The organism is Mailhella sp., assembly GCF_057866825.1.
Map to the genome: position 1 here is coordinate 1 of NZ_DBMAHT010000050.1, position 14,449 is coordinate 14,449.

The window sequence follows — 14,449 nt, forward strand, 5'->3', positions numbered from 1 at the left end:
CTCATTCTGGTGGTGGGCTTCGTGGTGGACGACGCCATCGTCATGCTGGAAAACATCATTCGACACCGCGAAATGGGCAAGTCGCCCTTCAACGCCGCCATGGACGGCGCAGGGGAAATCGGCTTCACCATTCTTTCCATGACCATCTCCCTCGGCGCGGTGTTCATTCCGCTGCTCTTCCTGCCCGGAACGGCAGGCCGCATGTTCTTTGAATTCGCGGCCGTCATCATCATCGCCATTTCCATTTCCTTCTTCATCTCCATCAGCCTCACGCCCATGATGAGCGCGCTGTTTCTCACCGATCAGTCCGTGCATCTGAAGCATTCCGGCATCAAGGCCGCCATGGAACGCGGCTTCGTCGCCCTGCTCTCGCTCTATTCGCGCAGCCTTCATTTCGTGATGCGTCACCGTTTCATCACGTTCGTAGGTTCGCTGCTGCTCATTGCGGCCACCTGGTGGCTCTCTACGCTGGTGCCCACGGGATACTTTCCGGCCATCGACGGCGGTCGCATACGACTCTACGCCCGCGCCGAGGAATCCATTTCCTTCACGGCCCTGACCAAGGCCGTGGAAGAACTCCATCCCATCATCTCCGCCGATCCGGCCGTGCGCAGCTTCACCACCACCATCGGCGGCGGCACGAGAGCCAACACCGCCAACATCATGATCCGCCTGAAGCCCATTTCCGAACGCGACAACATCAACGTCGTCATCGACCGGCTCAGAAAGGCGCTGGACAACAATCCCACGCTCATGGTCTCGCTGCGCAACGCCAACATGCAGGGCGCCGGCGGCAGCACGACCGGCATCTACACCTACACGCTCGTGGGCAGCAACACCGCCGAACTCTACGCCGCCGCCCGCGACGTGGAAGAGGCCCTGCATCACGTGAAAAGCGTGCGCGACGTGGGCTCCGATCTGCAGCTCATGAACCCGTCCATCCGGCTCATCGTGGACAGAGACAAGGCCACCATGCTGGGCATCACCCTCTCGCAGATAGAAAACTCGCTCTACTCCGCCTTCGGCACGCGCGAAATCTCCACCATCTACACGGACGTCAGCGACTACACCGTGAAAATGGAAGTCGCACGCGACCTTCAGGACAGCGCAAGCATTCTGGAAAGCATCTATCTGCGCTCCGGCAAGGGCAAGCTCGTGCCGCTGGAAACCCTGGTCACCCGGCAGTTCGAGGCCGGTCCTCTTTCCGTGAACCACAGAGGACAGTTCCCCGCCGTGAGCATTTCCTTCAACGTGGCCAGCGGCTACGCCATGGGCGAAGCCATGGCCGACGTGGAAAACGCCGCCCGCGACATCCTGCCCGCCTCGGTTTCCGGCAGCCTCACCGGCACGGCCCAGGACTTTCAGGATTCCGTTCACGACATGATACTCATCATCGTTGTGGCGCTGCTGCTCATCTACATCGTGCTCGGCATTCTGTACGAAAGCTTCATTCACCCCATCACCATTCTTTCCGGTCTGCCGTCCGCGGCGTTCGGCGCGCTGTTCAGTCTGTGGCTCTTCAATTCGGAACTGAACATGACCGCCTTCGTGGGCATCATCATGCTCATCGGCATCGTCAAGAAAAACGCCATCATGGTGCTCGACTTCGCCCTTGCGGCCGAACGCAGCGGAAGTCTGGAGACAGAAGACGCCATCATTCAGGGCTGCCTCATCCGCTTCCGTCCCATTCTCATGACCACGCTGGCCGCAGTCATGGGCGCGCTGCCGCTGGCGTTCGGCATCGGCGCCACGGGCGCGGAAGCCCGTCAGCCCATCGGCATCTGCGTTTCCGGCGGCCTGATCTTCTCTCAGCTCGTCACGCTCTACATCACGCCGGTGTACTACGTCTATCTCGACAACTTCGGCAAATGGGTGAGCAAAAACATGCGCCGCATCTTCCGCAAGAGTCTCGCCGAACCGTCTCAGGCCGACGCCTCTTCCGGTCAGGCGCAATAACGTTTTCCGCTATCCGCGGAGCCCTCGGACAAGGTACGGAAGCCCGGCTTCCGCATGCACAACACAGACCAATCATCAGAGAATCTTCATGCTGAACGAATACGAGAACCGTTTTCTTTCCTCGGAAGTGCCGCCCCGTCCCGCCGATCAGGCGCGCTTTCACGTCATCCCCGTGCCCTACGAGGCCACGGTCAGCTATGCCGGAGGCACGGCCAACGGCCCGGAAGCCATTCTTGACGCCTCCGACCAGCTCGAACTCTACGACGGAACAAGCTATCCCGGAGAAAACGGCATTTTTACGCAGCGCCCCGTCGATTGCTCAGGCACGCCGGAACAGGTGATGGAAAACGTCAGGAAGGCCGTGCTGGCCGCGCTCGACGCCGGGGCCATGCCCGTGGTGCTCGGCGGAGAGCATTCCCTCACCTACGGAGAAATGGCGGCGCTCAAGGAACGGCACGGCCGTTTCGGCGTCGTTCAGTTCGACGCCCACGCCGACCTGCGCGACAGCTACGAAGGCAGCAAGTGGAGTCACGCCAGCGTGATGCGCCGAGCCGTCAAGGATCTCGATCTGCCGCTCGTGCAGCTCGGAAACCGCATCTACTGCCGCGAAGAGCTGGAAGCCAGAAAGGAACACGGCGTCGTCAGCTGGGACGCCCCGTATCTGTGCCGTCACGGCATTCCGGACAACCTCATTCCCGAAGATTTTCCCCACAACATCTTCATCACCTTCGACGTGGACGGTCTTGATCCTTCCATCATGCCCGAAACCGGAACTCCCGTGCCCGGCGGTCTCGACTGGTACATGGCGCTCGACCTTGCGGCCAGGGCCATGCAGGGACGGCGCGTTCTGGGCTTCGACGTAGTGGAGCTCGCCCCGCGCGAAGGACACATCGTCTCGGATTTTGCGGCCGCAAGCCTGACCTACGCACTCATGGGACTCGCGGCAAGAAACAACGATGCTCAATAATTAAAAATGCGGGGAAAGACGCCTTGTTGCAAAAGGCGGCGTCCTTTCCCCGCAGCATGTTTTCTTTCCAGGATAGTTCCGAAATTTCTTCAGCGGGCAAAGATGGACAAATCTCTGCCCGCTTTCCTTCTATGAGCGCCCCGGCGCATGCTCTCCGCATCGGCAGGAAGGAAGAGATGCTCTCGGCATACTTTTTTTGACAAACACAAGCCGAGCGGTCATCTTTCCATGCACGGCTTCAGCAAAAAATTGGGTCGGGAGGAACTCCGGCAGCGCCCGACAGACGAATACGCGCTGCGTCGAACGCTGTTTCCGCGGACAAGAAACGCCGGAAGCACGGCCCACGTTCTTCCCTCGTCTTCGCAAGTCTTACTTCCTTAATTAATGGACCAATGGGGACAGGCAACGTCCGGCCCCACACGTCGCATCTTCGCGTGATTTCGTCTCTGTGCCCACGCTCAGAGAAAGCGCTCCAGATTGGCTTCCATCTCCGCGAGCGTCTGCATGCACTCCTCTCGGCGCTCGTCCGAAATGGAGGCGAACAGCTTCTTTTCCAGCGACGCATAGGCTCCCCGAAAAATCTCCAGCGCCTCGCTGCCCGCAGGCGTAAGCCCCACAAGATAACTGCGTCCGTCGCCGGGATTGGGACGCTTGAACACGTAGCCGCCGTGTTCCAGACAGTCCGTCGCCTTGGTGATGGACGACTTCGGACGCTTCAACGCCACCACGAGTTCCGTGACCGGCTGCGGTATGCCTGCCTGACTCAAATATTCCAGCACGGCGCCGTGCGACGGCACCAGATCGTCCACCCCCTGCCTGAGCAGCTCGTGCTGAATGATGCGATGCGCCCGAACCAGAATTCGGTTGAGCCGGTCCACGGAATCGCTGTAGTCCATAGTTTCCCCCTTGCGCGACAAGGCGCGCCGAAATTTCCGCCGTCTGAGAGCAGTCTCCGGAATCTTCCCCCATTCCCCGTCGCCGGTAAATGATAATCTTCTTTTTTACTTCCTCCCCTTCGCTCCCCATCTTTACGAAAAATGAGTTTTTTGATATGTTAGCAAAGGGAAAACGGTTGATTGTTTGCTCAAACAGTATTAGTTTTCTCCCGTTCGGTCACAGGAGGGGCGCGCCTATCCCCCTTCCAGCCTGTTGCGACCGACTGACTCTGAAATCTTCCGCGGTTTACGCGGGCACTTTTCCGCCGCTTGGCGGGCATCTCTATGAGGAGGACTTTATGGCCAAACACATGAAGACTATGGACGGCAATACCGCCGCCGCGCACATTGCCTACGCTTTGAGCGACGTTGCCGCCATCTACCCCATTACGCCCTCGTCCGTCATGGGCGAACTGGCCGACGAATGGTCCGCCAAGGGCCAGAAGAACCTGATGGGACAGACCGTCGCCATCCGTGAAATGCAGTCCGAAGCCGGTGCCGCCGGCGCTGTTCACGGCTCCCTCGTTTCCGGCGCTCTGACCACCACCTTCACGGCTTCTCAGGGCCTGCTGCTCATGATCCCCAACATGTACAAGATCGCCGGCGAACTTCTGCCTGCCGTCTTCCATGTTTCCGCCCGCGCCCTGGCCTCCCATGCTCTGTCCATCTTCGGCGACCATCAGGACGTCATGGCCGCCCGTCAGACCGGCTTTGCCTTCCTGTGCTCCAACAACCCCCAGGAAGCCATGGACCTCGCTCTGGTGGCTCATCTCGCCGCCATCGACTCCAGCGTGCCCTTCTGCCACTTCTTCGACGGCTTCCGCACCTCTCACGAAATCCGCAAGATCGAAGTCATCGACTACGAAGACATCCGCAAGGTCGTGAACTGGGACAAGGTTCAGGAATTCCGCGACAACGCCATGAATCCTGAACATCCCCATCAGCGCGGCACCGCCCAGAACCCCGACATCTACTTCCAGAACCGCGAAGCCTGCAACCCCTTCTACAATGAAGTGCCCGCCGTCGTGATTGACGCCATGAAGCGCGTTGCCTCCATCACCGGCCGCAACTACAAGCCCTTCGACTACTACGGAGATCCCGAAGCCGATCGCGTGGTCGTGGCCATGGGCTCCTCCTGCGACGTCATGGAAGAAGTGGTCGATTACCTGAACGCTCAGGGCGAACACGTCGGTATCGTCAAGGTTCGTCTGTTCCGTCCCTTCAGCGCCGAGCTCATGCTGAACGTCATGCCCGCCACCGTGCAGACCGTGACCGTGCTCGACCGCACCAAGGAACCCGGCTCCCTCGGCGAACCTCTGTACGAAGACGTCTGCACCGCCTTTGTGGAACACGGCGATCAGATCCGCGTGTTCCCCAAGCTCCTCGCCGGCCGCTACGGCCTCGGCTCCAAGGAATTCACCCCCGCCATGGCCAAGGCCGTGTTCGACAACATGCTGGTCGCCTCTCCCAAGAACCACTTCACCGTGGGCATTGAAGACGACGTGACCAACCTGTCCCTCGAAGTGGGCGCCGACATCGACACCGTGCCCGCCGGCACCGTGCAGTGCAAGTTCTTCGGCCTCGGCTCCGACGGCACCGTTGGCGCCAACAAGGACGCCATCAAGATCATCGGCGACAACACCGACATGTACGCTCAGGGCTACTTCGCCTACGACTCCAAGAAGTCCGGCGGCTTCACCGTTTCGCATCTGCGCTTCGGCAAGACCTACCTCAAGTCCTCCTACCTGGTGAACCGCGCCGACTTCATCGCCTGCCACAAGGATTCCTACGTCCACATGTATGACGTGCTCGAAGGCATCAAGGACGGCGGCACCTTCCTGCTGAACTCCAGCTGGACCACCGTGGAAGACATGGAACGCGAACTGCCCGGTCAGATGAAGCGCACCATCGCCAGAAAGCACCTCAAGTTCTTCAACGTGGACGCCGGCAAGGTGGCTGCGGAAGTGGGCCTCGGCAACCGCATCAACATGGTTACCCAGACCGCCTTCTTCAAGCTCGCCAACGTGCTGCCCATCGATGACGCCATCAACTACATCAAGGCCGCCATCAAGAAGACCTACGGCAAGAAGGGCGACAAGGTCGTCAACATGAACATCGCCGCCGTGGACAAGGCTCTTGAAGCTCTCACCGAGATCAAGTACCCCGAATCCTGGGCCGACGCCGCCGACACTCCTTCCATCTACCACGACACCGATCCCTACATCGCCAACGTGGTTCGTCCCATCCTTGCTCAGAAGGGCGACACCCTGCCCGTGTCCGCCTTTGATCCCACCGGCGTCGTTCCGCTCGGCACCACTGCCTGCGAAAAGCGCGGCGTAGCCGTGTTCGTGCCCGAATGGGATTCCACCAAGTGCATCCAGTGCACCCGCTGCTCCATGGCCTGCCCCCATGCCGCCATCCGTCCCGTGCTCGCCACCGAAGACGAACTCGAAGGCGCGCCTGAAAGCTTCGTCACCATCGACGCCATGGGCAAGGAACTCAAGGGCCTCAAGTTCCGCATCCAGGTGTACGCTCAGGACTGCCTCGGCTGCGGTTCCTGCGCCAACGTCTGCCCCGCCAAGGAAAAGGCTCTGGTCATGAAGCCCCTCGAAACTCAGCTCGACGCTCAGGTGGCCAACCTCAAGTTCGCCGAAGAAAACATCTCCATCAAGGACGACCTGGTCGATCGCGGCACCCTCAAGGGTTCTCAGCTCTGCCAGCCTCTGCTGGAATTCTCCGGCGCCTGCGCCGGCTGCGGCGAAACTCCCTACGTCAAGCTGCTCACCCAGCTGTTCGGCGAACGCATGGTCATCGCCAACGCCACGGGCTGCACCTCCATCTGGGGCGGCTCCGCTCCCACCACGCCTTACTGCCAGAACAAGGACGGCTTCGGCCCGGCCTGGGGCAACTCCCTGTTTGAAGACGCCGCCGAATACGGCCTCGGCATGCACGACGCCTACAAGCAGCGTCGCGACGGCCTCGCCCTTGCCTGCCGTGAAGCTCTGGAAGTGCCCGGCATCAGCGAAGAACTGAAGACCGCCCTCCAGAACTGGCTCGACAACATGAACGACGCCAAGCTCTCCCGTGAATACGGCGAAGCCGTGCTCGACGAGCTCACCGACGTTGACGGCAATCCCGCCCTCGAAAAGCTCTGGACCATGCAGGATCTCTTCACCAAGAAGTCCTTCTGGGTGTTCGGCGGCGACGGCTGGGGCTACGACATCGGTTACGGCGGCCTTGACCACGTCATCGCTTCCGGCGCCGACATCAACATCCTCGTCATCGACACCGAAGTGTACTCCAACACCGGCGGCCAGGCCTCCAAGGCTACTCCTCTCGGCTCCATCGCCAAGTTCGCTGCCGGCGGCAAGCCCGTCCGCAAGAAGGAACTCGGTCGCATGGCCATGACCTACGGCTACGTGTACGTCGCCAGCGTGAGCATGGGCGCCGACATGAACCAGGTGCTCAAGGCCTTCAAGGAAGCCGAAGCCTATCATGGTCCTTCGCTCATCATTGCCTACGCTCCCTGCATCAACCAGGGCATCCGCAAGGGTATGGGCCGCAGCCTCGAAGAAGCCAAGCTCGCCGTGCAGACCGGTTACTGGCCTCTGTACCGCTACAACCCCACCCTCAAGGAAGAAGGCAAGAATCCCTTCATTCTTGACTACAAGAAGGAGCCCGACGGCACCCTCGATGAATTCCTGCTCGGCGAAAACCGCTATGCCCAGCTTGAAAAGGCTAAGCCCGAACTCGCCAAGAAGATGCGCGCCACTCTGGCTCAGCAGTATCAGGAACGCTTCGACGAACTGACCGAGCTCTCCAAGTAATCTGATTCCGCACAGGGGCGGAAGGAAATTCTTTCCGCCCCTTTCTCATTGCGGCCTAGAGAAAACGTTTACTTTCCTCTGCCGCAAAATCCGTTGCACGATTCCATCGTTGCGGCATCCATCAGGAGAATAATACGATGAAAAAGTTTGTTTGCCCCATCTGCGGCTATACCGTTGAGGCTGAAAGCCTTCCCGAAGATTTCGTGTGCCCCCAGTGCGGCGCTCCCGGCTCCAAGTTCCGTGTGGAAGAAGGCAACGCTGGCTTCGTGACCGAACACCATGTCGGCGACGGCAAGGTTGAAGACGCCGACATCATGGAAGAACTGCGCGCCAACTTCACCGGCGAATGCACCGAAGTGGGCATGTATCTTGCCATGAGCCGTCAGGCCGAACGTGAAGGCTATCCTGAAATCGCCGACGCCTTCAAGCGCTATGCCTTTGAAGAAGCCGAACACGCTGCCAAGTTCGCCGAACTGCTCGGCGAAGTGCTCGTGCCCTGCACCAAGACCAACGTGAAGATGCGTGCTGAAGCTGAAGCCGGTGCCTGCGCCGGTAAGATGGAAACCGCCCGCAAGGCCAAGGCCAAGGGCTATGACGCCATCCACGACACCGTGCATGAAATGGCCAAGGACGAAGCTCGTCACGGCGCCGGTTTCGCCGGTCTGCTGAAGCGCTACTTCTAATGCGCCTCTGACGCTTCCGGGCGGGATCCCTCACCGCTGGTTTCCTGAAGCGTCTGAAAAGTTTTAGTGTTGCTTGAAAGATACCCCGTCATCGACGGGGTATCTTTTTTTTCGACTTTTCGCTATCCAAGAAAAAACAGCCTCACAAAATGAGGGAATCCCGTTTTTTGCCGAGGCAGGCAAAGCAGCGGAACCGGCCAGGGAACGCCGATTTTTCTGAACCTTTTCTGTGTTCTCCGTACTTCGGAGGAACATCTCAGGAGCTTTATATGTCCTGTGAGGTAAAAACTTCCTCAACGCCCTCCATGTACGACAACGCCGACCGCAACCTTCTCATGGCGCATGTGCAGAAGCATTTCGGCTCCATCTCCGGCATAGGCCAGGCCCAACTGCCCTCGGGCGGCGCTCTCGACATTCTGGCCCTCACGCCCCCCAGTCGGAAACATATCGGCAGGCTCTTCTCCGCTCAGACCTCCCCTTCCGCAGGAGAAGAAACCATTCTTCTCACCATAGGTGCCGGAGCTCGCCCCATGAGCGTTCCCAAAGACAGCGAGCTTCCTCCCCGGGCCGAATATCTGATACGCCTGCCTGCCGACTGGAATGTGCAGTCCGGCGAAGAGCGGGACGCCTGGCCTGTTCGTCTGCTGATGAATATTGCCTCTCTGCCTGAAACAACTCAAAGCTACAACGCCTGGGGGCATACCTTCAGTTTTTCGCAGGGCCTTCCTTTTGCCGATAATACCGGCCTTTGCGCCGCCATGCTGACGGGCATGAACGATCGCGAAGGACAATGCCGTCTCCACGACGGCGAAGCCGTGACGTTTTATGAAGTCATTCCCCTGTACGCGGAAGAGCTGACATTCGTCGCCGAACAAAGTCCCGTCGCTCTGATTGATGAATTCATCCGCTACAACCTTCCCCGCGTGGTGACGCCGGATCGCCCCAATGTCGCCGTCATGGCAAAACGCAGGGCTGAACTCGTCAAGAACTTTCAGTCCATGGAAGACGGCAAGCGCCATGAACTCGCCAGGCACATGGACGCCCTGTCCCCGGAAGAGCGCATTGCCCTCAAGGAATCGCTTGCCGCCGACGGCAGCCTGACCAGACAGGCATCAAACCTCGTGCGGCAGGCCATGTCCTTTTTCAAGGGCGGAAAGTAGGCTTTTCTCCGACGTCAGCAGGGGGCACGCTCAAAGGGGGCGCGGATTCGCCGGCAGACTTCGTACCATGCCTGTCGTGCATGCAGGCAACGGCCAACGCAGCCGACTGATGGGAGGCAAGCCCTGAAACAAAACATGCTGTCTTTTTGCGGAATCGCCTTTGCCGCCTGACGCCGACCGCTCGAAGCTGGCAAGCCTTCAAAAGACAAAAAGTCTTCTGACCGGCGACACCTCTGATTTCGGCTTTTGGACAACGTGTCTATTAAAAAAATATACGAGGGAACTCCCCCGTATATTTTTTAAGGACGATGCCTGCTTTTAAAGAATCTTATTGAGAAAATACGGGAACTGTTTTCTCCACCAGGGCCAGTCATGGTCCACATCGTGTCCCCAGAAGTCAAAAAAGGCGCGAATGCCCTTTTCTTCAAAAATCGCCTTCAGCATACCTGTGGTGCGTATCATTTCATCTTCCCAGGCTCCCTGCCCGGAGCATATATATATGCTCCGGGTGTTGAACATGGGAATATAGGAATGATCCAGGGGGAATCCCCTCATGTAATCGACTATGGAGTTGTTGTAGAGGTTGGAGTCCATGTAATCGCCGAAGAAATATCGGGCATCGTAGGCTCCGCTCAGGGCAATGACGCCGTCAAACAAGTCGGGACGACGCAGAAACGTGTTGAGCGCATGCGTTGCCCCCATGCTGCATCCTGCCGTCAGCGGAGCCTGCCTAGTTCCGTTCATCTGCAGCATGAGCGGCGTGAACTCCTCGGTGCAGTAGCGGAACCACTGCTCCTGAAGCCATGCACGACGCCCCTTGTCGCCGTTTTTGTCCGACCAGGTTTCTTCATCAATGGAATCCACACAGAACAGCTGAATGCGTCCCGCATGGATATGCTCCGCCACGGTTTCCGGCATCTGAAAGTCGTTAAAATCCGTACACCGTCCGTTTTGCGTAGGAAACACCATCACGGGCTTGCCCGTGTGGCCGAAAACAAGAAAAGGCAGTTCCCGGTCGAGAATCCGACTGTACTGACTGTGACGCTGATACTCCATCAGTACGTCTCCTGCACAAAGTGAATGAATTCATCCTTCTGTTCGGCCGTGTCGAGAATGGCCGTCCACTGATGATTTCCCATGGCCCCGGAAATGGCTTCGGGAATGTCCAGGTCCATGACGATGCGCCCGGCATAGCGCGCACGAATTTCTTCCGGCGTATGCACGTAGGGCTTGCCGTTGCGTCTGCCGGCATAGACGGCAAAGAACTTCTGCCGGTCGAGATCAACAAAGGTCTTGTCGTGCGTGACCATGTCGGCCCATATGGAATACACGTCCACACTGTTGGCATAGTTGAACATGTCGGGCGTCCATCCGCCCGCGGGGCGCATGTTCACCTCCAGAGCCACCAGCTCTCCCTTGCGGGCAAGACCGGGCTTGTCCTCCCTGAGTCTGAAGAACTCCAGATGGAAGAAACGACTGCGCACATTGAACGCCTTGATGGTATTACGGCCGACTTCTTTGAGATCGTCTGGCAGATTGCTCGCCGTGTAGTAGGCCAGATGATCCTTGTTGTTCACGATATCCGCAATGGACGGCGGCCACGATGTGCAGGTTTCAAAAATCACATTGGCCTTGGAATCGGAAACGCCGTCGTAGGACCAGATGTCTCCGCAGAGATATTCCTCCATGATATAAGGAACATTCTCCTTGCCTGCATAAAAGCGTTCCATCTCTTCATCGCTGGAAATCTTGTAGCTGCCGGAAGCGCCCATGCCGCCGTCGGGCTTGACGAACACCGGATAGCCCACTTCATGCGCAAAGGCCTTGCCGCTCTCCAGATCGCCGATAAGATGCCAGCGCGCCGCAGGCACTCCGGCCTCCTGGTAAAACTTCTTCATGGCCGACTTGCGCCGCACGTTGGCGACCTCCGCCACGCTCATGCCGGTTTTGATATTGAAATCGTCACGCAGACGGGCGTCCTGACTGAGCCAGTACTCGTTATTGCTTTCCACCCAGTCTATGCGGCCGTGCTTGAACGTAAGAAACGCCATGGCTCTGTAAACCTGGTCGTAATCTTCCAGAGAGTCCACCCGGTAATACTCCGTAAGACAGCCGCGAAGCTCACCTGACAGTTCGTCATAAGGCGTGTCCCCTATGCCGAGAACATTGACGCCGCGAGCCTTCAGCCGATCGCAGAAGTTCCAGTACGACTGGGGAAACTGTGGAGAAATAAACACAAAATTCATAAGAATCCTCTCAGTAGGACAACTATTTCCGCCCGCATCCAGCGCGGAAATCATAGGTATTGCGTTCAGTATGAATCACTACATCGCAAAAAGCAATCACCGACTCCGGCATCAAGACTTTTGGAGTTCATAACCAGGTCCTTTTCTTGAAAAAATCGCCGCATCCCCTGCGCTCTTCTTCCCTCTTTCCGACCAGCGTGCTCAATACTCATTTTTTCTTTAAAAAACGCCCGACATTGTCTTGTAAGCACCATCGTTGCCGTATATACTGCCTCGATGTTTTCCGTATTCCCCCAGAATGACGTTACAAAGATCACCGACGCCCTGCTCGCCTGGTTCGCCCTCCACAAGCGTCCGCTGCCTTGGAGAGTGCATTACACGCCCTATGAAGTCTGGATATCCGAAGTCATGCTTCAGCAGACGCAGATGGAACGCGGCGTTGCCTACTTTCAGCGCTGGATGGGCCGTTTCCCCGACGTCCGCTCCGTGGCCGAAGCCCCTGAAGAAGAAATACTCCGCTACTGGGAAGGTCTCGGTTACTATCGGCGCGCGCGTTTTCTCCATCAGGCCGCAAAAATCATGCTTGAACGCCACGGAGGCACCGTTCCCGACTCACAGGAGGCGCTCTCCTCTCTGCCCGGACTTGGCGACTATACCGTGGCCGCCATTCTCGGCATTGCCTATGAGCAGGACATGGTATCCATCGACGCCAACGTCGAGCGCGTCTTTTCCCGACTCATGAACATCGATTCTCCCGTCAAAAAAAATCCGGCGGCCGCACTCATTCGTCAGGAAGCGCAGCGCTTTCTGCCTCACGGACAGGCCCGCGCCTACAATCAGGCGCTCATGGAGCTCGGCGCTCTGGTCTGCGGCAAGTCTCCGCAATGCCGGCAGTGTCCTCTTGTCTCCTGGTGTTCGGCGCACAAGCTCGGCGTGGAAAAGGAACGTCCTGTTGCCGAGGCAAAAGCCCGTACCATTCCCGTTACCTCAGCGCACGGTATTCTCATTGTGGAAGGTCAGGTGCTGCTGCTTCGTCGCAGTCCCGAGGGACTCTGGGGCAACATGTGGGAATTCCCGGGAACAGAGGTCTCTTCCGGCTCACCGCAGGAAGCGGTCATACGGACGCTGGCAGAAATGGGTATTCCGGTGGAAATCATTGCTCCTCTCGGGCAGGTTCAGCACGGCTACACCAATCACAGACTCACCGCCCACTTTTTTCGCATTGCCGCCGATCCCCCGCTGACCATGAACGAAATTTCCGCGAGACTCGACGATGTTCCCCACCGTTTTGTTCCTTGGAACAAAACGGAAGATCTCGCCATGCCCGCACATCATCGGAAAATGGCGGAACGCTATTTTCTCAGGAAAACCCGCGCTAAGGCGGAACAACTCTCCCTGTAGGAAGGCTACTATGAAACACACTGTTTATTGGATTGAAGGCGACGGCATAGGTCCTGAAATATGGAAGGTGACCCGGCCAGTTCTGGACGCCGCCATGCAGGCCGCCACGGACGGCGAAGAAGAACTGGAATGGGTGGAACTTCTGGCCGGTGAAAAAGCCACGCGTCTGACCGGCTCTCCCCTTCCTCAGGAAACCCTCGACACTCTGAAAACGGCGTCCGTCGCCATCAAGGGACCGCTCGGCACGCCCGTGGGCGGCGGCATGCGCAGCCTCAACGTGGCCATGCGTCAGGCTTTTGATCTGTACGCCTGCATTCGCCCCGTCAGCTGGTTTGAAGGCATAAGCACTCCCGTCAAGCATCCTGAAAACGTCAACATGGTCATTTTCCGTGAAAATACCGAAGACGTTTATGCCGGCATCGAATATCAGGCCGGATCCGCCGAAGCGGAAAAGCTCGCCGCATTTCTGCGTTCCGAGTTCGGGGCAAAAATCCGCGAAGCGTCCGCCATCGGCATCAAGCCCATGTCGGCGTTCTGCTCCAAGCGTCTTGTCCGCCGCGCCATCCGGTACGCGCTGGATCACCATCTTCCCAGCGTCACCCTGGTGCATAAGGGCAATATCATGAAATTCACCGAAGGCGGATTCCGCGCATGGGGATATGAAGTCGCCAGAGAAGAATTCGGCGACGTTACCATTCCCGAAAAGGAAGCCACGCCGGAAAACAGCAAGGGCAAGATCATTATTAAAGATCGCATTGCCGACGCCATGTTCCAGGAAGCCCTGCTTCGCCCCGAACAGTACAGCGTTCTTGCACTGCCCAACCTGAACGGCGACTACATCTCCGACGCTCTGGCGGCTCAGGTCGGCGGCCTCGGCATGGCCCCCGGCGTCAACATGTCCGACACTCTGGCGCTGTTTGAAGCTACGCACGGCACGGCTCCCACCGCCGCGGGCAAGGATATCGCCAACCCCGGCAGTCTGCTGCTCTCCGGTGCTCTCATGCTGGAACATCTCGGCTTTGCCGCCGCAGCGGACAAAGTGAGGCAGGCTATTCTCAAGGCCATCGCCGCTAAGACTGTCACTCCCGATCTGGCGGCAGAAATGCCCGGCGCACAGGCGGTTTCCTGCTCAAAATTCGGTGAAATTCTCCTGGAAAACATCCGTTGAGAAAAAAATTTGGAAATTTCCAATTTTTTGCTTGACGTCCGGGGGCATCTATACTAGAAACACACCTGTCGCGGAGAGGTTTCCGAGCCCGGCTTAAGGAGCACGA

10 protein-coding genes and 1 pseudogene are annotated in these 14,449 nt (G+C 58.2%); 8 read left to right on the top strand and 3 right to left on the bottom strand.

All coding sequences use genetic code 11. The features are described 5' to 3' along the window. Together ACZM96_RS06310 and speB are read left to right on the top strand one after the other, a co-directional pair. A partial coding sequence (locus tag ACZM96_RS06310; protein WP_489487991.1) for an efflux RND transporter permease subunit occupies nucleotides 1-1,956 on the top strand: 1,956 nt, incomplete at its 5' end. 88 nt (nucleotides 1,957-2,044) lie between these two features. Continuing rightward, nucleotides 2,045-2,923, top strand: a complete 879-nt coding sequence (gene speB / locus ACZM96_RS06315) for an agmatinase (protein WP_489487993.1) — start codon at nucleotides 2,045-2,047, stop codon at nucleotides 2,921-2,923. Nucleotides 2,924-3,381: 458 nt separating this feature from the next. On the opposite strand, the gene ACZM96_RS06320 is transcribed toward speB, so the two are convergent. Beyond that, a complete protein-coding gene (locus ACZM96_RS06320; RefSeq protein ID WP_489487995.1) occupies nucleotides 3,382-3,819 on the bottom strand; it encodes a MarR family winged helix-turn-helix transcriptional regulator in 438 nt (145 codons plus the stop codon). A gap of 338 nt (nucleotides 3,820-4,157) precedes the next feature. Here ACZM96_RS06320 and nifJ point away from each other — a divergent pair, with 338 nt between their 5' ends. The 4 genes and pseudogenes from nifJ (at nucleotide 4,158) to ACZM96_RS06340 (ending at nucleotide 9,528) form a co-directional block, all read left to right on the top strand. Continuing rightward, nucleotides 4,158-7,685, top strand: coding sequence for a pyruvate:ferredoxin (flavodoxin) oxidoreductase (gene nifJ / locus ACZM96_RS06325; protein WP_489487997.1), 3,528 nt, complete (start codon nucleotides 4,158-4,160; stop codon nucleotides 7,683-7,685). 137 nt (nucleotides 7,686-7,822) lie between these two features. Continuing rightward, a pseudogene (locus tag ACZM96_RS06330) lies at nucleotides 7,823-7,924 on the top strand (rubredoxin-like domain-containing protein); the annotation flags it as partial. Between the two features lie 75 nt (nucleotides 7,925-7,999). Continuing rightward, on the top strand, nucleotides 8,000-8,368 hold the full coding sequence (locus ACZM96_RS06335; RefSeq protein WP_476738453.1) for a ferritin-like domain-containing protein: 369 nt from the start codon (nucleotides 8,000-8,002) through the stop codon (nucleotides 8,366-8,368). Nucleotides 8,369-8,637: 269 nt separating this feature from the next. Then, entirely contained in the window at nucleotides 8,638-9,528 is an 891-nt protein-coding gene (locus tag ACZM96_RS06340; protein ID WP_489487999.1) for a suppressor of fused domain protein, read from the top strand. Nucleotides 9,529-9,846: 318 nt separating this feature from the next. Here the strand turns inward: ACZM96_RS06340 and ACZM96_RS06345 are convergent, their stop codons facing one another. Together ACZM96_RS06345 and ACZM96_RS06350 are read right to left on the bottom strand one after the other, a co-directional pair. Then, nucleotides 9,847-10,584: an esterase family protein gene (locus ACZM96_RS06345; protein ID WP_489488001.1), complete on the bottom strand. Its 738-nt coding sequence runs from the start codon at nucleotides 10,582-10,584 to the stop codon at nucleotides 9,847-9,849. Then, the gene (locus tag ACZM96_RS06350; RefSeq protein WP_346666620.1) at nucleotides 10,584-11,774 is read right to left on the bottom strand and encodes an ATP-grasp domain-containing protein; all 1,191 of its coding nucleotides are present in this window, start codon (nucleotides 11,772-11,774) and stop codon (nucleotides 10,584-10,586) included. The genes ACZM96_RS06345 and ACZM96_RS06350 overlap by 1 nt, the downstream gene beginning before the upstream one ends. A 276-nt stretch (nucleotides 11,775-12,050) precedes the next feature. Between ACZM96_RS06350 and ACZM96_RS06355 the strand changes: the two genes are divergently transcribed. Next, nucleotides 12,051-13,175: an A/G-specific adenine glycosylase gene (locus tag ACZM96_RS06355; RefSeq protein ID WP_489488003.1), complete on the top strand. Its 1,125-nt coding sequence runs from the start codon at nucleotides 12,051-12,053 to the stop codon at nucleotides 13,173-13,175. A 10-nt stretch (nucleotides 13,176-13,185) separates the two neighbouring features. After that, on the top strand, nucleotides 13,186-14,343 hold the full coding sequence (gene icd / locus ACZM96_RS06360; RefSeq protein ID WP_489488005.1) for an NADP-dependent isocitrate dehydrogenase: 1,158 nt from the start codon (nucleotides 13,186-13,188) through the stop codon (nucleotides 14,341-14,343). Nucleotides 14,344-14,449 lie beyond the last annotated feature (106 nt).

Excerpts from the sequence above, each read along its gene's own strand:
- speB (WP_489487993.1), top strand. The coding sequence starts at position 2,045 with ATGCTGAACGAATACGAGAACCGTTTTCTTTCCTCGGAAGTGCCGCCC.
- ACZM96_RS06320 (WP_489487995.1), bottom strand. The coding sequence starts at position 3,819 with ATGGACTACAGCGATTCCGTGGACCGGCTCAACCGAATTCTGGTTCGG.
- nifJ (WP_489487997.1), top strand. The coding sequence starts at position 4,158 with ATGGCCAAACACATGAAGACTATGGACGGCAATACCGCCGCCGCGCAC.
- ACZM96_RS06335 (WP_476738453.1), top strand. The coding sequence starts at position 8,000 with ATGGAAGAACTGCGCGCCAACTTCACCGGCGAATGCACCGAAGTGGGC.
- ACZM96_RS06340 (WP_489487999.1), top strand. The coding sequence starts at position 8,638 with ATGTCCTGTGAGGTAAAAACTTCCTCAACGCCCTCCATGTACGACAAC.
- ACZM96_RS06345 (WP_489488001.1), bottom strand. The coding sequence starts at position 10,584 with ATGGAGTATCAGCGTCACAGTCAGTACAGTCGGATTCTCGACCGGGAA.
- ACZM96_RS06350 (WP_346666620.1), bottom strand. The coding sequence starts at position 11,774 with ATGAATTTTGTGTTTATTTCTCCACAGTTTCCCCAGTCGTACTGGAAC.
- ACZM96_RS06355 (WP_489488003.1), top strand. The coding sequence starts at position 12,051 with ATGTTTTCCGTATTCCCCCAGAATGACGTTACAAAGATCACCGACGCC.
- icd (WP_489488005.1), top strand. The coding sequence starts at position 13,186 with ATGAAACACACTGTTTATTGGATTGAAGGCGACGGCATAGGTCCTGAA.